The organism is Streptantibioticus silvisoli (assembly GCF_027947535.2).
Lineage (GTDB): Bacteria > Actinomycetota > Actinomycetes > Streptomycetales > Streptomycetaceae > Streptantibioticus_C > Streptantibioticus_C silvisoli.
This window is the reverse complement of record NZ_JAAGKO020000027.1, coordinates 71296-89814: the sequence shown is the minus strand read 5'-3', so window position 1 is coordinate 89814 and position 18519 is coordinate 71296. Positions and strand designations below refer to the sequence as shown.

Annotated in this window: 18 protein-coding genes; 11 read left to right on the top strand and 7 right to left on the bottom strand. The window is 70.5% G+C overall.

The window, feature by feature from the left end:
* The first annotated feature begins 44 nt into the window (after nt 1-44).
* The 9 genes from POF43_RS19200 to POF43_RS19160 all read left to right on the top strand — a co-directional run bounded on the left by POF43_RS19200 (nt 45) and on the right by POF43_RS19160 (nt 4586).
* Entirely contained in the window at nt 45-431 is a 387-nt protein-coding gene (locus tag POF43_RS19200; RefSeq protein WP_271323179.1) for a hypothetical protein, read from the top strand.
* Nucleotides 432-494: 63 nt separating this feature from the next.
* Nucleotides 495-857, top strand: coding sequence for a hypothetical protein (locus tag POF43_RS19195; RefSeq protein WP_271323180.1), 363 nt, complete (start codon nt 495-497; stop codon nt 855-857).
* Between the two features lie 57 nt (nt 858-914).
* Entirely contained in the window at nt 915-1547 is a 633-nt protein-coding gene (locus POF43_RS19190; RefSeq protein ID WP_271323181.1) for a hypothetical protein, read from the top strand.
* Nucleotides 1537-1773, top strand: a complete 237-nt coding sequence (locus tag POF43_RS19185) for a hypothetical protein (RefSeq protein WP_271323182.1) — start codon at nt 1537-1539, stop codon at nt 1771-1773. The genes POF43_RS19190 and POF43_RS19185 overlap by 11 nt, the downstream gene beginning before the upstream one ends.
* Entirely contained in the window at nt 1773-2201 is a 429-nt protein-coding gene (locus POF43_RS19180) for a helix-turn-helix domain-containing protein (RefSeq protein ID WP_271323183.1), read from the top strand. Before POF43_RS19185 ends, POF43_RS19180 begins: the two co-directional genes overlap by 1 nt.
* 1 nt (nt 2202) lies before the next feature.
* Nucleotides 2203-2763, top strand: coding sequence for a hypothetical protein (locus POF43_RS19175; RefSeq protein WP_271323184.1), 561 nt, complete (start codon nt 2203-2205; stop codon nt 2761-2763).
* Nucleotides 2764-2807: 44 nt separating this feature from the next.
* Nucleotides 2808-3113, top strand: a complete 306-nt coding sequence (locus POF43_RS19170) for a helix-turn-helix domain-containing protein (protein ID WP_271323185.1) — start codon at nt 2808-2810, stop codon at nt 3111-3113.
* Nucleotides 3114-3165: 52 nt separating this feature from the next.
* Nucleotides 3166-4170 carry a tyrosine-type recombinase/integrase gene (locus POF43_RS19165; RefSeq protein WP_271323186.1) on the top strand — a complete coding sequence of 335 codons (1005 nt, stop codon included), beginning with the start codon at nt 3166-3168 and terminating at the stop codon, nt 4168-4170.
* Between the two features lie 71 nt (nt 4171-4241).
* Nucleotides 4242-4586 carry a hypothetical protein gene (locus tag POF43_RS19160; RefSeq protein WP_271323187.1) on the top strand — a complete coding sequence of 115 codons (345 nt, stop codon included), beginning with the start codon at nt 4242-4244 and terminating at the stop codon, nt 4584-4586.
* Between the two features lie 81 nt (nt 4587-4667).
* Here POF43_RS19160 and POF43_RS19155 read toward each other — a convergent pair whose 3' ends face one another.
* Nucleotides 4668-5312, bottom strand: coding sequence for a BRO-N domain-containing protein (locus POF43_RS19155; protein WP_271323188.1), 645 nt, complete (start codon nt 5310-5312; stop codon nt 4668-4670).
* A gap of 588 nt (nt 5313-5900) precedes the next feature.
* Here POF43_RS19155 and POF43_RS19150 point away from each other — a divergent pair.
* Nucleotides 5901-6161, top strand: coding sequence for a hypothetical protein (locus tag POF43_RS19150; protein ID WP_271323189.1), 261 nt, complete (start codon nt 5901-5903; stop codon nt 6159-6161).
* A gap of 24 nt (nt 6162-6185) precedes the next feature.
* Here POF43_RS19150 and POF43_RS19145 read toward each other — a convergent pair whose 3' ends face one another.
* From POF43_RS19145 to POF43_RS19120, 6 genes are all read right to left on the bottom strand, one after another.
* On the bottom strand, nt 6186-7730 hold the full coding sequence (locus POF43_RS19145; RefSeq protein WP_271323190.1) for a recombinase family protein: 1545 nt from the start codon (nt 7728-7730) through the stop codon (nt 6186-6188).
* Between the two features lie 9 nt (nt 7731-7739).
* Nucleotides 7740-8549, bottom strand: a complete 810-nt coding sequence (locus tag POF43_RS19140) for a ComEA family DNA-binding protein (RefSeq protein ID WP_282704660.1) — start codon at nt 8547-8549, stop codon at nt 7740-7742.
* Nucleotides 8550-9442: 893 nt separating this feature from the next.
* Nucleotides 9443-10288 carry a DegV family protein gene (locus POF43_RS19135; protein ID WP_271326012.1) on the bottom strand — a complete coding sequence of 282 codons (846 nt, stop codon included), beginning with the start codon at nt 10286-10288 and terminating at the stop codon, nt 9443-9445.
* A gap of 401 nt (nt 10289-10689) precedes the next feature.
* Nucleotides 10690-11346, bottom strand: coding sequence for a hypothetical protein (locus POF43_RS19130; protein WP_282704659.1), 657 nt, complete (start codon nt 11344-11346; stop codon nt 10690-10692).
* 292 nt (nt 11347-11638) lie between these two features.
* On the bottom strand, nt 11639-14530 hold the full coding sequence (gene leuS, locus POF43_RS19125) for a leucine--tRNA ligase (protein ID WP_271323995.1): 2892 nt from the start codon (nt 14528-14530) through the stop codon (nt 11639-11641).
* Between the two features lie 555 nt (nt 14531-15085).
* Entirely contained in the window at nt 15086-17107 is a 2022-nt protein-coding gene (locus POF43_RS19120) for a S53 family peptidase (protein WP_271323994.1), read from the bottom strand.
* A 444-nt stretch (nt 17108-17551) separates the two neighbouring features.
* Between POF43_RS19120 and POF43_RS19115 the strand changes: the two genes are divergently transcribed.
* Entirely contained in the window at nt 17552-18484 is a 933-nt protein-coding gene (locus POF43_RS19115; protein ID WP_271323993.1) for a glycosyl hydrolase family 18 protein, read from the top strand.
* Nucleotides 18485-18519 lie beyond the last annotated feature (35 nt).

The following is an 18519-nucleotide window of genomic DNA, read 5'->3' as shown; positions in this document are numbered from 1 at the left end:
GGCCACCTGCCCAGCATCCCCTACGCACCTGAACGGAGAAAGCCATGACGAAGCGCACTCGTACCGACGCCCCGTCCACCGCGCTCGCCGAAGACATCCGCAACCACGGATACGCCGTCTTGCAGACCCGCATCGAGCGCGTCCCGGGGCACCACCGCGCAGACCAGTGCACCGAACTGGACGGCGAACGGCGCTGCACCCGACCCGCGACCCTCGTCACCTTCGCCATCGATGAACTCACCAGCGAGGGCGAAAACGCCACGGGGGTCCACTACGCCCGGAACGAGGATGACGCGATCGTCCGCATCCCCTCGTGCGACGCACATCGGTGCGAGGCCAGCCACGACCTGTTCTTCGTGCTGACGGGCCGCGAACGGCCGGACGGCATCCGCGCCTTCGACTTCCCCGGCCAGCACCTCAACTGGCTCTGACGTCGCCGGCCGGGCCTGCGGGAATCGGGCCCGGCCTCCCACTCAGTACCGACAGGAGTCACCGTGAACGTTGAGGACGTCATACGCATCCGGATCGAGGAAGCCGCCCGCAAGGTCGCAGCCGCCCGCCAGCAACGCGCCGAGACAGCCGCCGCACGCCGGGCCGGCCTCGCCCGCCGACACGCCGCCAAACTCCGGCACCTGGCCGACGCTGATCAGCTTCGTAACGAAATCCGTAACGAAAATCCGGATGGCATCACGACCGTTGGGGCCCAGCAGGACCCAACAAAGGTCCCGGAAAGACCCCAGTCCCTCACCGTTGCGAGGTCCCAGCAGGACCCCGCAAACCCGAAGTCGCCCACTGCCTCCGTCAGCCCGACGGAAGCAACCAGCCCGCAGGACGCCGCCGCGGAGTCCGCCGCATAGCAACCGCCCTCCCCCGCCTCTCCCGAACCAGCACGACCAGACCACCGGCAGGCCCCCATGAACAGCCCGAATGTGCCGCGCACCAGTGAGCCGCGAAACCCGAAACCCGCAGGTTCTATCCGCCTCCCGCAGCGTCCCCGGATCACCCGCTGCTGGCCCCAGGACGACACCGGGCCGGCCCCCGGAACCATCGTCGAGTCCGCCGACGGTGACGTCACGGTGTGGGCCGGCCGGGATGCCGACAAACTCGACCCCGACCGCCTGGCGGCCCGCCTGCGAACGGCCCGGTCCATCACCCTCATCGGTGACATCTGGCGGATTCGACCCTTCGAGTACGCCCTGCGGGACCGGTGGAACACCGCCGACCGTGCCGCCCGTGCAGCCGCCCGGCCGCCGGTAGCCCCGAAGCCTCCCCTGGAGCGCTGCGGGCGGCCCCGTCGGAACGGCCGTCCGTGCCAGGCGTGGGCTGGCGCCGGCACCGACACCCCCGGCGCGGGGCCGTGCGCCTATCACGGCGGCCTCACCGCCCTCAAGGAGGCAGTGAAGCGCCGTCAGGACGCCGCCGTGGAGACAGTCGCCGAACTCGCCGCCAAGGCCCGCACAGAGCCGTTGACGCTCGCGGAAGAGCTGCGGGGGGCCATGGCCTTGCGGGACCTGCTCGCCGATCCGAGGTGGCGTCGTGCGAGATGACACGATCAGCACACGGGGGCTGCGTGCCGCGATCACTCTGGTCGCCGCTGAAGCCGGAAACGTGAGCATGACGCAGGACGAACTCCTCGACGGCGTGACGGTCGAGGAAGCCCTCGCCGCTCTGGTTGCCCTCGCTGCGGCAGCGCTGCCCTTCACGGGGCTGCTCCCCCATCTGGGTTCTGCGGTGGCCCGCCTGCCGCACCGTGACGGCGGAGGCAAAGCCTGATGGCCCGTTCCCTGCCGCCCGGCCTTCACCTGACGCTTGTCGACTGCGCCCGGATCGACGGGGTGCTGGTCGATGCTCTCGTGCGCATCTCCCGTCGCGACGGCGGTGTGCCTCACGACGTTGAGGAGGTCGTCGCGCTCATCCACCAGAAGGCGGCAGAGTTCCGCACGTCCGTGCTGGTGGATGGCGGTTCCGGAACCGCACGCGACGAATCCGGTTCCGTCCAGCGACCTTTGATCTCGACAGAACGGCTCTCCACGCAGGAGGCCGCGGAGCTGACTGGCGTCAGTGACTCGTATTTGCGAAGGCTGGCCCGCAGAGGTGACGTCCAAGCGTCACAGACGGGCCGCAGAGGCGAATGGGTCTTTGACGGGAGCGCCGTGGCGGCATGGAAGGCCGGCAGAGACGAGGTGAGGCAGGCAGGTTGACATGGGTGTGATTACCCCGGAGGTGCGGGCCGAGTACGGCGGCCAGATACGTCTGATCCCGTCCGACATGATCACGCGGCTCCCCCAGGAGGAACTGCTCGACCGGCTCGCCGAGGCCAAGCGGTTGCACACGAAGGCCGCGAAGGCGGAGACGCCTTACCTGGCCATCGGTTACCACGAGAAGGCCCGTCTGCTCTGCAAGGCCGAGCCCCGTGATGAGACGGAGCTGCTGGCCCGTGAGTGGGTGGCCAAGGCGGCAGCGGCGCACACGGGTGTTCTGGCCTCAGCGTGCTTGGAGAAGGCGGAGGAGATCCGCCGCAGCAACCCGGCGGCTCCACGGGTCACGCCGGTGGTTCAGACGGCGGAGATGCTGGAGAAGGCCGAAGCGGTGACCAAGCTCCGGCAGGACGTGGCCCGGAAAGCCGCGGCAGCAGGCCGTGAAGCCGCCCAGAGGGCCGCGGAGGACCGCAAGTACGCGGACGCCCTGGCGGGCCGCCGTGTGTGGACCCTGGGCGATCAGCTCCGCTGGAACCGCGAGCACGACAACTCGCTGGCCACGTGAGGGACGCCGCATGCCCACCGATCTACAAGCAGTAGGGGGCTGGCGTGGCTGATCTGATCCGTGAACGCAGCCTCCCGCCGTTGGGGTACGGGGCGGTGCTCAACGCGGCACGGCACCGGGCCGGCTGGTCGCTCCGAGAGGCGTCTCGCCGGCTCGGCCTGTCGTACAGCTACGTCCGCGCGCTGGAAGCCGGGGAGCGTTGCCCGTCGGTCACGGTCGCCCGAACGCTGGCTGATGTCCTCGGCCTGGACGACAACGAGCGCGACAGGCTGCTCGCCTCCGCGGTGGACAATGCCGGCCGGGACCATCCGGACGGGCGTTCGAAAGGGCCCGGCCGAGTGATCTCCTAGGAGCACAGGCAAGTACCCCACAATCCCGGTTATGGGGTACTAGACTCGGTTCATGACGACCGTTCACGTTCCCGTGCCCCTCGACGACGACGCTTCCCGCAAGTTGCGGGAAGCGCTGTCCGGTGTCGTGCTTCCCTCGGCAGCCGCCGAGGCCGTCCGGTCGTGGGGGCCACTCGTCGACGACTGGCTCACCGCCTACGACGCGTCGCCCCGCACCGTCGCCGGTTACGCCCGGGAGGCCCGCGTCTGGTCGGCCTGGTGCGAATCCCAGGGCCTCGACCCGCTGAAGGCCGAACGGCGCGATGTCGACCGGTTCGCCCAGGAGCGCCGCCGCGACCCGGCCGACCCGGAGAAGAAGGGTGACTCCCCGCGGACCCTCGCCCGACGGCTCGCCGCGATCTCCAGCCTTTACGCCTACGCCCAGTCGACGGACGTCGTCACCCGCAACCCGGCAAAGGCCGTGCGCCGGCCGAAGGTCAACCGGCGGCAGTCGACGTCCCGGGCCCTCACAGCCGGGGAGGGCGGCGCGCTCCTCGCCGCAGCCACCGCCGACGGGCCACGGTCCCTCGCGCTGATCTCGCTGCTCCTCTACCAAGGGCTCCGCGTCTCCGAAGCGCTGTCCGCCCGCATCGAGCACCTCGGGTGGGACAAGGGTCACCGGGTCCTGACAATCACCTCGAAGGGCGGCGACGAGGACAAGGTGCCGCTCGCCCCGCCGACGCACCACGCGGTCGAAGCCGTCGAGGACGGCCGCACCGAGGGCCTGATCCTGTGCACGTCGACCGGGAAGCCGATGGACCGCCGGCACGCCCACCGCACCGTGCAGCGGCTCGCAAAGGCCGCGGGCATCAAGCAGTGGGACGACGTCGGACCGCACGACCTGCGCCACACCGCCATCACCGGCGTGCTGTCCTCCGACGCCGGCCTCGACGCTGCCCAGACCTTCGCCCGGCACGCCGACCCGCGCACCACCAAGCTGTACGACCACCGCGTGAACGACCTCAACAACCACGCCGCCTACAAGCTCACCGGCTTCTACCAGGCACCGGCAAAATAGCGGGCGGCCGGGGCGCCCAAGCGACGACGGAGTCCGCGCCTCCGACAGGCAGTCTCTAGGACGGATAGTCAGTGGACGATCGAGAAGTGACAACCCGCGTGATCGGCATCCTGACCCGCCACCTCGGGTGGGTTGGCAGGGAAGATGTCGAGGCCGTGAAGGCAGAGGCCGGGGCATTGCCACTGGCCGCCGAGTTGTACCAGGGCATGTTCCCGGCCCTGAATGTGCCAACCGATGCAACCCCCGCGGACATAGCCAGGGCCGTGTACGAGGGGGCTGCCCCAGCGTTTGGGACGGTCGTTGCCAAGTTCTGCGAGGTCTTCTTTCGTCTCGCAGAAGTGCATGATGCTGGTCATTCGAGCATGACCACCGCTGACCTTCTCCAGGAACTCGCGGTACAAGCCCAAGAGAGCTGACCCTTGTAGCTTGCTCCGCGCCTGAACGCAGACGACGAAAGGGTCAGCACTATCTGCTGACCCTTTTCGCTTGTCCCCGCTTCAGCAGGCCGGTCCGACCGTGACCTGTACGTGCTCCGGCCGCTTCGCCGGGGTGGCGTCGGCGTTGTACCCCGGGTTGTCGCTGGCGTAGGCAGCCTCGGTGCAGTACCCGGCCTCCGTCGGCGAGCTGTGCGGAAGCGACGCGAACGTGGTCTGGCACGTCTGGATGTCGTAGTTCCCGAGCACTTGAGCTGTAGCGGCGAGGCCGGGTTCCTTCGTCCACACGATCACGTCACGGGTCGGCGAACACGACTCGGCGGGCGCGCTCGGCTTCGGCTTGGCCTTTGGCGCCGCTGCGGCGGTCTTCTCGGGCCCGTGGCCGTGGGTGACGGTGGGGCCGCATCCGGCGGTGGCGAGCAGTAAGACGGCGACGGCCGGAATGGTGCGGGTGCGCATGGTCCCCCCTGGAATCAGTTCTCGGGGACAGAGTCTGTCAGGCGGCCCGCACGGTCGCGGGCCATTCGTAGCGATATCGCCACGGTTGCTGCTGCGGAAGATCAGCTCCCACATGCCGTCCTCGTAGATGACGGAAAGCCGCTGCTCACCGCCAGGGGTACCCACAATCTGAGTACCCTTTTCGTCTTCCTCCAGAAGGCGCGTCGCCTTCTCTGCGTTGTCGGACGGCAAGACGCGCGAGATGGACATCCTTCCGATCCGTCCCTTGCCTGCGGGGCTCGAAGGGGCGCTCACGGGCAGTCGTGTCCGAGACGGTCACAACTGGCGCCGACGGCGACGCGTTCCAGGCACGGGGTCGCCGGGCGTCATCGGGGCGCCCGGCTGTCCCCAAGCACCCGCACGGTGGCGGGGAGTGCCAGCAGCCTAAGTTCTCAGCGGATGCCCTGAAAACTCTCTCGCCAGCTCAACCCCGGGCAGCGGGCGTTGATGGCGTTGGAGTACGAGCGGTATTACGCCGCATCCCAACCCCAGGGCCGACCGATCGGTGACTCTTCGGAGCGGTCAGCCACCGAGGGTGAGAAAAGTGTCGCAGATCTGCGACAGCAAGATGTGTGGGTCGGGCTGGAGGTTCGGAAAGTCCGCGAGCGTAAGTCGAGCGAGCGCGCAGCGAAGGTCGTTGGTGCCTCCGGACGCGCAGTCCAGCAGGCGAAAGCGGTGCAACGTGACGCCCCCGACCTCGCCGCGAAGGTCCGTGCTGGGGAGGGGTACCCACGATCTGGGTACCCCCGAGACGCCAGACCGCCGCGTTCCGTCAGTGCCACCCGACATACTGCCGTCATGGCCGACGTCCACAACATCACCAGCCTTGACGACACCTGGCAGCCCGGAGACGTCGTCCTCGACGCCGACGGCAACCTCAGGATGCGCTCCGAACACCCGCTCTTCGTATGGGACTACCCCGACGAGGGCAGCACACGGTCCCAGTTCGGCGGCCCCCGCATCCCTGACGGCGGCCTGGAAGACCACGACGTTCCGCGTCCGCTGGTGCTGCTCGTCCGCAACGGACAAGCTGTCTCAGGTCGGGCCGTTGAAGGATAAGCAGGCTGGCATCGGGAAGCCTGGTCAGCCCTGCGTGTTCACGGGAAACTGCACCAACTGGCCGCCGGGCCCCTTCTCGGCCACCTCGCTCTGCGGGTCGCAGGGCCGGAGGCGGCTCGGGTCGAAGCCGTGCATCGTCTCCCGGTCGAACGGCAGCACGTCGTACCCGGGGACGATCGCAAGGGTCACCTCGCGCTTCTCCGCCGGCTCCAACCGTTCCCAGTTCTCGGCGACATCCCCGACGAGCAGCGACCGCAGAATCCGCGGGGCTGCCGAGACGAGCAGAGCCCGGGACGCCGTGACGCGGGCGTTGATGATGCTGCGGGCCTCGGCGAACTCAGGGAACGTGATCTGCTTGCGCGCCCACATGCCGGCGAGTTCCTTGAGCTGCTGCTCGTCGTCGGCGAGTTCCTTCCGGGCCTCAGCCGTGTGCTCCGCGGTAGACAGCGAGCGGAGCTGTTCGAGGATGCGGGGCTGGCCAAGGAGTTCGAGTATCTGCCGCTGCACCTCGGCTTCGGACCGCTCGGCGTTGATGGCGATCTTGCCGCAGCCGCCCTTGGTGGTCGCGCACCAGTAGCGGGGGCCGTCGCCGGGCTTGCCCTGGGCGCCAGTCAGCATGTGGCCGCATAGTGAGCAGCCGAACACGCCGGTGAGCCAGCGTTTGAGCTTCCCGGACCGCTCGGGGTCGACGCGTTCGGCGATGCGGGCGCACACGTCTTCCCAGGTTTGCCGGTCGAGGATCGCGGGCCAGGTGGCTTCGCCGATGACCTCGTCCTTGTGGGTGCGCAGGCCAGCGACACGGGCTTTGGTGACTACCGAGCGGACGGACCGGTTGTTCCAGCGTGCGCCGGTGACGGTGGGGATCTGGCGGCGTTCGAGGTCGGCGGCGATTGAGCTGAGGGATTCGCCGGCGGCCGGGTTGATGGTGGCGGCCTGTTCGGGGGTGTAGCCGTCCCAGCGGCCGAGGATGCGGGCGGCGATCTCGCGGACGATCGCGGCTTCGGTATCGACGACAGTGAGGTTCTGCCGGTCGTAGCCGTAGCCGCGGAATCCGCCGCCGCCGGGCTTGCCCTCTTGGGCGAGCTGTACGTGCTTGCGGGCGACGCGTCGGCTGGAGTCTCGGCTGGATTTGTTGGCGATGGCGACCATGACGCGGGCCATGGTGACGTCGGCGTCGGTGGCGAGCCGCAGGGAGCCGGTGACGCTCTCGACGGGGATGCGCGGGTCGCGGGACTCGACGACGTCGATGAGGTCTTCGAGGTCGCGCGGGTCGCGGGCGACGCGGTCGAGGTCGTAGGCGAGGAGGCCGTCGCGTTCGCCGCTGGTGAGTTTGTCGATGATGCCGCGGAACCAGGGGCGGACGGTGCGCAGGGCGGTCGTGCCGTCGGGAAGCTTGATCCGGCGGCGCTTGTATGCGGAGGTGTCGTTCTCGATAACGACTTCGGCGATGCCCCAGCCGAGGCGGTCGGCGAGTACCCGGCCGTCTTCTTCCTGGCGGCCGACGCCCTTGGCGTCCTGGGCCTTGTCGTCGGAGATGCGTAGGAGTAGCACGGCTCTGCTGGGCTTCATATAGGTAGGTTACTGCGAACATGTCGGCTCGCCGACGCCGGAGACCTGGCGGAGTTGGGCGGTGGAGCTGAAACCGCCGTGCTGGGTGCGGTACTCGATGATGTGGCGGGCGAGGACCGGGCCGATGCCGGGGAGGGCGTCGAGTTGGTCGACGGTGGCGGTGTTGAGGCTGACGGGCTGCGCGGGGGCGGAGGCCGCACCGGGCACGGGTGGGGCGGGGGCGGGCGCTGCGGCGCCGGGCGGGCGGCCGACGACCAGTTGCTCACCGTCGACGAGTGGACGGGCGAGGTTGAGGGAGCTGGTGTCGGTACCGGGGTTCGCGCCGCCGGCCGCCGTGAGCGCGTCGGTGACGCGTGCGCCGGCGGCAAGGTGCAGCACACCCGGAGAGCGGACCTTGCCGGTGACGTCCACCACCACGCCCGGCGGCGCCACGGAACCCGGTGGCGGCACCACGGCCCCGGGCAACCGCCCGTTCGGCGCCCCCGGAGGTCCCAAGGGCTCCCTGGTATCCCCCGTGTCTGCGGAGTCGGCGGGCCCGGACTCCAACGCGTGCGCGGCGGGAGCCATCGCCGTTCCCCGGACGGGCGGGGGTGCCGCGATGGTGTGGGGGCGGCCGGCCACGAAGTGGTGGACGGCGAGCCCGGCCGCCACCAGCAGGACACCGGCGACCGCGACGACCGTGCGCAACTCCAGCCCGCAGCGCAGCCGTACCCACACCGGCAGCCGTTCGCAGACGGTCTCCCGCCAATGTCGGACCCGGCCGGCCGCTCCGCGCGACTGAACGGGAGTCGGCGGCAAGTGCCCCCAGGCGTCGGGCACGCCGGACCAGTCAGCCGTGACGGGCGACGTGCGGGGTGGCTCGGCGGCGTCGGGGCTTCGCGCCGGCTCCTTGTGCCGAAGGTCGTGGTGAGGGGCGAGGTGAAGGTTGTCGTGGAAGTCGTGGTGAGCGCCGCGGAGTTCGGCCGGGGGTTCGCCCCCGTCCGGCCCGGCCGCCAGCATCGCTCGCGCACGTTGCCGGGCATGGGCGCCCGGGTGGATGAGGTCCCGGAGGTCGGCCGGACGTTCCGTTGTCACCGCGAAGGGTGGTCGTTGCCTCGTGGCCGCGCAGCGTGGTCGGTGTGTTGTGGCCGTGGCCGCGAAAGCGGGTCGTTCCGTTGTGGCCGCGAAGCCCGGCCGTTGAGCCGGTGTCGCGAAGGCTGGTCGTTGGATTGTGGCCGCGAAATTAGTTCCCATGCGATCGACCGTAAGCGCGATCTGGGCATCACGGGAAAAGTGGTGAAATTCGGTGGACAGTCTGCCAATTGGGGATAACTTCGTCACCCGGTCGAGGCGGCCCCCACTCGGTCCACTACCCGGCCACCAGCGGCAATTCACTCGCTGGCGGGACGGTTCATCCTTGCTGAGGCGAATTCACCCTTGCCCCTGAGGCCACCACCCCACCACCCCCGGTGCGCAGACCCCGCGCAAGCCCCTCACCCCACCGCGGGATCGTCGCCCTCCCCCCTACAGGGCCGCCCCACCACGTAAGCCATCGCTCCCGCCCCGCAAAGCCAATCCACCGCACCCCGGAACCCCATCGCTCCGGCACCCCGGCACCCCATTCACCTCAGCGCAAGCAGACCACTCCCCAGCGCAGAGCGGCCTCCGCCCAGCGCAGAGAGACCACCCCCAGCGCGGAGAAGCCTCCGCCTCAGCGCGGAGAAGCCTCCGCCTCAGCGCGGAGAGACCACCGCTGCGAGCAGGCCGGGGCCGGTGTGGGCGCCGATGACCGCGCCCACCTCGCTGACGTGCAGGTCGATGAGGTGGGGAACGCGGGCGCGCAGGCGTTCCGCCAGGGCGTGGGCGCGGTCGGGGGCGGCCAGGTGGTGGACGGCGATGTCGACGCGGTGGTCCCCGGCGCGGTCGGCGACGATCTCCTCCAGGCGGGCGACGGCCCTGGACGCGGTGCGGACCTTCTCCATCAACTGGATCCGCCCGTCCGTCAGTTGGAGCAGCGGCTTGACCGCGAGGGCCGATCCCAGCAGGGCCTGGGCGGCGCCGATACGGCCGCCGCGGCGCAGGTAGTCGAGGGTGTCGACGTAGAAGTACGCGGAGGTCTCGGCGGCGCGGGCGCGGGCGGCGGCGACGATGTCGTCGGGCGTGCCGCCGGCGTCGGCGGCCTCAGCGGCGGCGAGCACCGGGAAGCCGAGGGCCATGCCGACCATCCCGGTGTCCACTACCCGCACCGGCAGCGGCGCGTCGGCAGCGGCCAGGCAGGCGGCCTCGTAGGTGCCGGAGAACTCGGCCGACAGGTGCAGGGAGACCACCGCCCCGGCCCCCGCGGCCGCGGCGGCGCGATAGGTGGCGGCGAACTCCTCGGGCGCCGGGCGGGACGTGGTGACCGGGCGGCGGCGCTGCAACGCGGCGGCGACCGAACGGGCGGACACCTCCGTGCCCTCCTCCAGTGCCTCGTCACCAATGATCACGGCGAGCGGCACGACCGTGATCCGGTGCTGGGCCAGCGCCTCCGGCGGCAGGTAGGCCGTGGAATCCGTGACGATGGCGACATGGGCGGACATGAGCGGGAGATTACCGGCCGGGGAGGTGCGCCTCCACCAACGGGCATACCGAACGCCCGATCTGTCATCAGATCGCTCTTCCCGTTCGGTCACGACGTGACCACGTTCACAGCCCGCCGGCCCGTTCGCTCCACGATGCCGCGCCTACCCGGCGCCGACCGGGCGAACCACCCACCCCACCCGCCACCAGCGCTGCCCCCGGCTCCCGCTCGGGCTCCCGCTCCGATTCTGGCTCCCGTTCTGGCCTGGGCAGCCGTTCCGATGCCGACTCCGGCTCTCGCTCTGGCCCGGCCGCCCGCCCCGCCACCAACGCCGCCCCCGCTCCGGCTCCGACTACTCCGACCCGACTCCGACCACGGTCACAGCCACACAGCCGACCCCGGCCCCGCCCGCCGCAACGACTACCGCAACTTCCCGCGTTCCTCCGCCCCCGAAATCCATCCCGCCCCCGGTACCTGCCCGGACCCCGGAACCTGCCCCGGCCCCGCACTCTCACCCTCACCCTCGGAGAGATCGGTAGGGACCCAGTGGCGCAGCGCTCCGGCCTCGACCTCGATCTGGCGGCCCAGGGCGGCGAGGTCGTCGTCGTCGAACTGGCGGGCGCGGTCCTGGGCGGCCCAGCGCAGGGAGTCCGCCGAGTGGGTGACGCGGCCGGTCCGCTCGCGCAGTTCCGGCAGCCGGGCGGCGAGCCGGGTCCTGTCGGGTTCGCGTTCCAGCAGGCGCAGCTCATCGTCGAGGGCGTGGGCGTGTGCGCGCAGCCGCTCCAGCAGGGCCAGCGCCTCCGTCAGCGACGGGTCGGCGGGTATCCCGGACTCCAGCGCGTGCCGGGTGTCGACCATGGACGTGCGCAGTTCCAGCCGCAGGGCGGCGAGCTGGCCGGCCGGGCCGGGCTGGACGCGTTTCGCCTTGAGCGTGGTCTCCTCGACCACCCGCCGGGCCTGGACGCTGGTGCGCTCGACGCCGCGCTGGACCGCGCGGGCCGCCTTGACCAGCAGGAACGTGCCGACGGACACAGCGACGATCATGAACAGCGCGATCACGCCGAGTACGGCCTCCATGGCGTCCCCTCCGTCGGTGCCTCTGTGTCTCTGTGCCTCGGTACCTGTGTGCCTCGATGCTTCTGTGTCTCGATGCCCGCCCGCATCCGGTGCCCGCGTCCGGGCTTTCGCTTCCTCCACGGTAACCGCAGGAAGCCGCTCCCACGCCAACCGCATCAAGCCGCCCCCACGGCGAAGGCGGGAGGCCACTCCCCCGGCACAACGCAGCAGGCGCCGCTCCCCCGGTAAACGAAAGGGGCCGCTCCCGGGTTCCGTACGGATCCGGGAACGACCCCTTGCACACCTCGCGGCGTCAGCCGGTGACGATGTTGACCAGCTTCGGCGCGCGGACGACGACCTTGCGGACGGCCGCGGCGCCGATCGCGGCGACGACGCCCGCGTCGGCCAGTGCCAGCGCCTCCAGGTCGGCGTCGGTGATGTCCGGGGCGACCTCCAGGCGGGCCTTGACCTTGCCCTTGACCTGGACGACGCAGGTGACGGTCTCGTCCTGGACGTAGGCGGGGTCGGCCACCGGGAAGTCCTGGTGGGTGAGGGAGTGCGGGTGGCCCAGCTTGCGCCACAGTTCCTCGGCGATGTGCGGGGCGAGCGGGGCGACCAGCAGCACCATGCTCTCCGCCACCGTGCGCGGCACCCGGTCCAGCTTGGTGACGTGGTTGTTCAGCTCGGTCGCCTTGGCGATGGCCGTGTTGAACCGCAGGTTGTCCATGTCGTGGCGGACGCCGTCGATGGCCTTGTGCAGGGCGCGCAGGGTGGCCTCGTCGGGCTCGTCGTCGACGACGGTGACCTCGCCGGTGGTCTCGTCGACCATGTTGCGCCACAGGCGCTGGAGGAAGCGGTACGAGCCGACGACCGCGCGGGTGTCCCACGGGCGGGAGACGTCCAGCGGGCCCATCGCCATCTCGTACAGGCGCAGCGTGTCGGCACCGTATTCGGCGCAGATCTCGTCGGGGGTGACGGCGTTCTTCAGGGACTTGCCCATCTTGCCGTGTTCGCGGCGCACCGGCTGGCCCTGGTGGAAGAAGGCGCCGTCGCGCTCCTCGACCTCGGTGGCGGGCACCGGGAAGCCGCGTTCGTCACGGTAGACGTAGGCGGTGATCATGCCCTGGTTGAACAGCTTGTGGAACGGTTCGAACGACGAGACGTGGCCCAGGTCGAACAGCACCTTGTGCCAGAAGCGGGAGTACAGCAGGTGCAGGACGGCGTGTTCGGCGCCGCCGACATACAGGTCGACGCCGCCGGCCGGCTGTCCCTCGCGGGGGCCCATCCAGTACGACTCGACGTCCGGGTCGACCAGGCGGTCGCTGTTGGCGGGGTCGAGGTAGCGCAGCTCGTACCAGCAGGAACCGGCCCAGTTGGGCATGGTGTTGGTCTCGCGGCGGTACGGCTGGACGCCGCGGCCGTCGCCGAGGTCGAGTTCGACGTTGACCCAGTCCTCGTTGCGCGACAGCGGGGTCTCGGGGGAGGTGTGGGCGTCCTGGGGGTCGAAGGTGCGGGGGCTGTAGTCCTCGACCTCGGGCAGTTCCACCGGCAGCATCGACTCCGGCACCGCGTGGGCGACGCCGTCGGTGTCGTAGACGATGGGGAACGGCTCGCCCCAGTAGCGCTGGCGGCTGAAGAGCCAGTCGCGCAGCCGGAAGTTGACGGTGCCCTCGCCGATGCCGTTGTCCGACAGCCAGGCGGCCATGGTGGCCTTGGCCTCGGTGACGTCCAGCCCGTCGAGGGAGACGCTGGCGCCGGCGGAGTTGATGATCCGCGCGTCGTAGGCGTCGAACGAGGCGTCCCAGGTGTCGGGGTCGGTACCGCGGCCGTCGGAGGGCTCGACCACGCAGCGCATGGGCAGTTCGAAGGCGCGGGCGAACGCGAAGTCGCGGGAGTCGTGGGCGGGGACGGCCATGATGGCGCCGGTGCCGTAGCCCATCAGAACGTAGTCGGCGATGAAGACCGGGACGCGTTCGCCGCTGACCGGGTTGATCGCGTACGCGCCGGTGAACACGCCGGTCTTGTCCTTGGCGTCGGCCTGCCGCTCGACGTCGGACTTGGCGGCGGCCTGCTTGCGGTAGCCGGCGACGGCCTCGGCGGGGGTGGCGTGGCCGCCGGTCCACACCGGGCGGGTGTCGTCCGGCCAGGCGTCCGGCACGATCGCGTCGACCAGGTCGTGTTCGGGGGCCAGCACCATGTAGGTGGCGCCGAACAGGGTGTCCTGCCGGGTGGAGAAGACGGTGATGCGGGCGTCCTGGCGGCCGTCGGCGGGGACGGCGAAGTCGATCCGGGCGCCTTCGGAGCGGCCGATCCAGTTGCGCTGCTGGAGTTTGATGGCCTCGGGCCAGTCCAGCGTGTCCAGGTCGTCGATCAGCCGGTCGGCGTAGGCGGTGATGCGCATCATCCACTGGCGCAGCTTGGCCTTGAAGACGGGGAAGTTGCCGCGCTCGGAACGGCCGTCGGAGGTGACCTCCTCGTTGGCCAGCACGGTGCCCAGCCCGGGGCACCAGTTGACCGGCGATTCGGAGGCGTACGCCAGGCGGTGGCCGCTCAGGACGTCGGCGCGCTCGACGGCGGTCAGCTCGTCCCAGGGGCGGCCGTCGGGGGTGGGGCGGGCACCGGAGGCGAACGCGGCGACCAGTTCGGCGATCGGGCGGGCCCGGCCGGCGGACTCGTCGTACCAGGAGTTGAAGACCTGGAGGAAGATCCACTGGGTCCAGCGGTAGAACTCCGGGTCGATGGTGGCGACCGAGCGGCGCTTGTCGTGGCCCAGGCCCAGGCTGCGCAGCTGCGCGCGCATGGTGAGCATGTTGGCCTCGGTGGTCAGCCGGGGGTGGGTGCCGGTCTGCACGGCGTACTGCTCGGCGGGCAGGCCGAACGCGTCGAATCCCAGGGTGTGCAGCACGTTGTGGCCGGTCATGCGCTGGAATCGCGCGTATACGTCGGTGGCGATGTAGCCCAGCGGGTGGCCGACGTGCAGCCCGGCACCGGAGGGATACGGGAACATGTCCATGATGAACTTCTTGGGCCGCGCCGTGACCTCGGCGGAGCCGCCCAGCGTGCCGCCGCCCGGGTTGGGCGCCTCGAAGGTGCCCTCCCGTTCCCACAGGTCCTGCCAGCGGCCTTCGATCTCGGCGGCCAGGGCGGCCTCGTACTTGAAGGGCACGGCCCGCTCAGGCGTGGCGCTCGGGGTGGTCTCGCTCATGTCCGTCGAAGCTCCGTGATGTCGTGGCAGGCCCTGCGGTGCTCGGCCTGCGGATGGCAGCCGCGCCGCCCGTGGGTGGCGGCCGATCCGGTTCCCCAAAACAAAAAAGCCCCTCACTCAGGAGGGGGCGCCGCACTGACGTGGATCGTTGTCAGCGCGGCTTGCTAAGGAGAAGGCGTACGGCACGCATGCGGTCAGGTTACCGCACACACGCCGGGGACCTCACCGGTATACGCGGCGTCCGGGGGGCGTGCGGCGGTATACGTGACGATCGGAGACCTGTACCGACGTACACGGCACGCGGGGGCCTCGCCGGTGCGCGCGATATGTGGGCCCGCCGGTGTACGCGGCGTCCGGGGATCTCACCGGTGCACGCGGTACGCGGAGCGTTTACCGGCGTACGCGATACGCGATGCGGGCGCAGACGTCCGGTGCGGCCCGGCATGCGGTGCGGGCGCAGGCATCGCGTGACGGGCGCGGGCGCCGGCGTCCGGTACGCCCGGGAGACCTCAGCCGTCGCGGCTGTCGCGGGTCTCCCGGGCGCACCGGTGGGCGTCAGCCCTTGTTCGGCTTGTACGACGCGACGTAGCCGTCGCCGGGGGTGCCGACGCCGGTGACGTCGTCGTAGCCCACGGTGGCGTGCAGCGAGGTGTCGGTGCCGAAGGTGCGGATCGAGGTCAGCAGGCCGCCGCTGGCGTCGGTGCTGTTGGCGTAGTCGACGCGGACGTTGGCGATGCCCTGGTTCTGGCCGAGCGGGTGGTCGGTCACGTCGTGCAGGGACGGCGTGCCGTACCGGTCGTAGATGGCCGGGTTGGCGAAGCCGACCGGGATGCCGCCGCGGGCCTGCTGGACGTCGGCCTGGAGGGCCGCGATCGCCGGGCAGGCCAGCGAGGTGCCGCCGATGCGGTACTCGCCGTAGCGGACGCCGTCGGGGAAGGTCTGCGTCTCACCCATGAGGAAGCCGGTGTTGGGGTCGGCGACGGCCGCGATGTCCGGCACGGTGCGCATGGCCTTGCCGCCGCCGGCCTTGCTCAGCGCGGCCGGGACGACGCCCTTCTGGTAGTACGGCTGGGCGACCAGGGTGCTGGTGCCGCCGCCGGCGCCGCCGTTGAAGGTGCCGGGGAACCCGGTCCACTGGGTGCCGTCGTCGGACAGGGCGGCCTTGTCGGTGCCCCAGCCGGTCTCCCACTCGTAGTTGTTCTTCTTGCCGATGGCGACGGAGGTGCCGCCGACCGCGGTGACCCAGTCGGAGTTGACCGGGCTGCCGACGTTGGCCGGGTCGGTGGCGGTGGCCTGGTCGCCGTCGTCACCGGAGGAGAAGTAGAAGCCGATGCCCTCGACCGCGCCCTGCTGGAAGATCTGGTCGTAGGCGGCGACCTGGTCGGCGGTCTCGCCGAGCTCCGAGCCGCTCCAGGAGTTGGAGACGATGTCGGCCAGGTGGTTGTCGACGATCTTCGACAGCGAGTCCATCAGGTCGTCGTCGTTGCACGAGGCGGCGCCGACGTAGGTGATGCCGGCCGCCGGGGCGAGCGCGTGCACCGCCTCGACGTCGAGGGTCTCCTCGCCGTACCAGCCGGCCGCGCCGCACGAGGCGATGCTGTTGTACTTGGCGGGCAGCACCTGGGTGAGCTGGCCGGCCGCGTACTTGGCGTCGCCGTTGCGCTTGGCGTACGTGGCGGCGTCCGAGGCGATGTAGCTGGAGGCGTAGGCGTCGACGATGGCGACGGTGGCGCCCTTGCCGGTGTACTTGCCCGCGCCGTATACCGAGCGCAGCTGGGTGCCGGTGTAGCCCTTGACGACGTAGGCGGCGTGGCTGCCGTACGCCTCGGGGAGCTTGCTGTCGGTGTTCGAGCCGTAGTACGAGGAGAACGGACCGGCGTTGACGAACGCGGCCTCCGGCGGCGGCAGTTGCTTGGCCGTCGGCTGCATGACGTCGGGCGTGGCGGTCTGCGGGGCCGCGGCGCGGGTGGTGCCGGCACCGGTGACGCCGTCGTGGGTGGCCAGCGCCGGGGCGTTGTCCAGGCCGGTGACGGTGAGCACGGCGCCGTCGAGCGAGGCCGGCACCGTGGCGTCGCCGGCCGGGGCGTGGTAGGTCCGGCCGGCCTTGGTGTAGTTGTGCAGCGTGGTGCCGAACGCCTTGTGCACGGCCGCCTGGTCGCCGCTGACGGCGATGTAGTGGGCGGTGCTGGCGGTGACCTTCAGCCCGGAGGACTTCAGCCACGCCGTGACGGCCGCGACCTGGGCCCGGGTGGCGCCGTAGCGGGCCTTGACCTGCTGGGCGCTCAGGTACTTGCCGTAGGTGGCGGAGGAGGGGTCCGAGACGCCGCGGGCGTAGGCGGCGAGGCCCTGGGCGTCGCGGCCGGCGAGGTAGACGCGGGCGCGCACCGTGGTCGAGGACGAGGCGGTGCCCCGGTCGGCCGAGGCGGTGGCCCAGGCGGGCTTGGTGTCGGCGATCGTCTCGCGGGTGTGCGAGGCGGCCTGGGCGGAGGGTATCCCCATGGCCAGGGCACCGGCCACCAGCGGCAGCGTCGCCGCCACCGCCAGTCCGGCGCGAGTTCTGTAGCGGTCCAGCTTCATGAAACCCCCAGCGAAACAAGTCGTCGCGTGATGTGGGACGGCTCACCGGATACCAGTGAGTACACGTGCCACTCGCGAAACTCTTGCGCTGATCTGTTCACGTCAGGATCATGATTGCGTCAAGAGATGGTCAAGTGCGCTCGTTCGGTGTCACGTTGATTTTTCCCGCGGCACCGGTGAACCGCCTGGTGACAGCGGGCTCCGGTCCGCGACGGAACCCGGTGGCGAGCGCCGCACGTCAACTTCGGTCCCGTCGGCGCCGGTTGCGCCGAACGCCGGCCCACGGCACCCGCGGCGGACCGTTCCGCCGCGCGTTCGGGAGTCCGCGGCGCAAATCCCGTTCCTGTCCGATGTCTTGACAGCCATCACGACGCGGAACACCATCGTCGCCAAGTTAGGAAGGTTTCCTAACAGCTACGCGGACTTGAGAGGGTCTCCCCCCACATGACCAAGAACCTCGCGCGTACCTGCCTCGCCGCCGTCGTCGCAGCAACCCCCGCACTGCTGCTGATGGGCACCGCCGGCCAGGCCCAGGCGGCGGACTCGTTCCCGTCGCAGTACGCCGCCCCTTACCTCCAGCTCGGCAGCGACACCGTCGGCGACATGGCGGCCGACCAGTCGGCGACCGGCCTGAACTACTACACGCTGGCCTTCCTGACCTCGTCGTCCGGCTGCACCCTCCAGTGGGAGGACGGCGGCGACCCCGTCGGCGCGTACACCTCGCAGATCAACGACCTCAAGTCGTCCGGCGGTTCGGTGATCATCTCGTTCGGCGGCGCCGGCAGCACCGAGCTGGCCCAGTCGTGTACGTCGGTCTCCGACCTGACCGCCGCGTACCAGAACGTGGTCTCCACCTACGGCGTCAACCGCCTCGACTTCGACATCGAGGGCGGTGCCATGGACGACACCGCGTCCAACCAGCGCCGCGACCAGGCCCTCGCGGCGCTCCAGCAGGCCGACCCCTCCGTGCAGATCGACTTCACGGTGCCGGTGGCCCCCTCGGGCCTGGAGTCCGACGCGCAGCAGATGCTGTCGGACGCGAAGTCCGCGGGCGTCAACGTCAACCTGGTCAACATCATGACCATGGACTTCGGTGACGGCGAGAACGCGCTCAACGACGCCGAGTCGGGAGCCAACGCCACCGCCTCGCAGCTGGCGGACATCTACGGCGGCTCCGCCGCGGACAACTGGGCCCGCATGGGTCTGACCCCGATCGCCGGCCAGAACGACGACGACGAGAACTTCAGCCAGTTCGACGCCTCCACGCTGGAGAGCTTCGCCGCGTCCAAGGGCGTGCAGGAGCTGTCGTTCTGGGAGGTCGACGAGTACGACAAGGCCGTCGGCTACGCCTACTCGAAGATCTTCAACCAGATCTGACCCCGCAACGCCTCCGGGGCGGACGGCGGGGCAGG

Excerpts from the sequence above, each read along its gene's own strand:
- POF43_RS19130 (WP_282704659.1), bottom strand. The coding sequence starts at position 11,346 with ATGGAGGCCGTACTCGGCGTGATCGCGCTGTTCATGATCGTCGCTGTG.
- POF43_RS19115 (WP_271323993.1), top strand. The coding sequence starts at position 17,552 with ATGACCAAGAACCTCGCGCGTACCTGCCTCGCCGCCGTCGTCGCAGCA.
- POF43_RS19175 (WP_271323184.1), top strand. The coding sequence starts at position 2,203 with ATGGGTGTGATTACCCCGGAGGTGCGGGCCGAGTACGGCGGCCAGATA.
- POF43_RS19155 (WP_271323188.1), bottom strand. The coding sequence starts at position 5,312 with ATGTCCATCTCGCGCGTCTTGCCGTCCGACAACGCAGAGAAGGCGACG.
- POF43_RS19135 (WP_271326012.1), bottom strand. The coding sequence starts at position 10,288 with ATGTCCGCCCATGTCGCCATCGTCACGGATTCCACGGCCTACCTGCCG.
- POF43_RS19145 (WP_271323190.1), bottom strand. The coding sequence starts at position 7,730 with ATGAAGCCCAGCAGAGCCGTGCTACTCCTACGCATCTCCGACGACAAG.
- POF43_RS19165 (WP_271323186.1), top strand. The coding sequence starts at position 3,166 with ATGACGACCGTTCACGTTCCCGTGCCCCTCGACGACGACGCTTCCCGC.
- POF43_RS19120 (WP_271323994.1), bottom strand. The coding sequence starts at position 17,107 with ATGAAGCTGGACCGCTACAGAACTCGCGCCGGACTGGCGGTGGCGGCG.
- leuS (WP_271323995.1), bottom strand. The coding sequence starts at position 14,530 with ATGAGCGAGACCACCCCGAGCGCCACGCCTGAGCGGGCCGTGCCCTTC.
- POF43_RS19190 (WP_271323181.1), top strand. The coding sequence starts at position 915 with ATGAACAGCCCGAATGTGCCGCGCACCAGTGAGCCGCGAAACCCGAAA.
- POF43_RS19180 (WP_271323183.1), top strand. The coding sequence starts at position 1,773 with ATGGCCCGTTCCCTGCCGCCCGGCCTTCACCTGACGCTTGTCGACTGC.
- POF43_RS19150 (WP_271323189.1), top strand. The coding sequence starts at position 5,901 with ATGGCCGACGTCCACAACATCACCAGCCTTGACGACACCTGGCAGCCC.
- POF43_RS19200 (WP_271323179.1), top strand. The coding sequence starts at position 45 with ATGACGAAGCGCACTCGTACCGACGCCCCGTCCACCGCGCTCGCCGAA.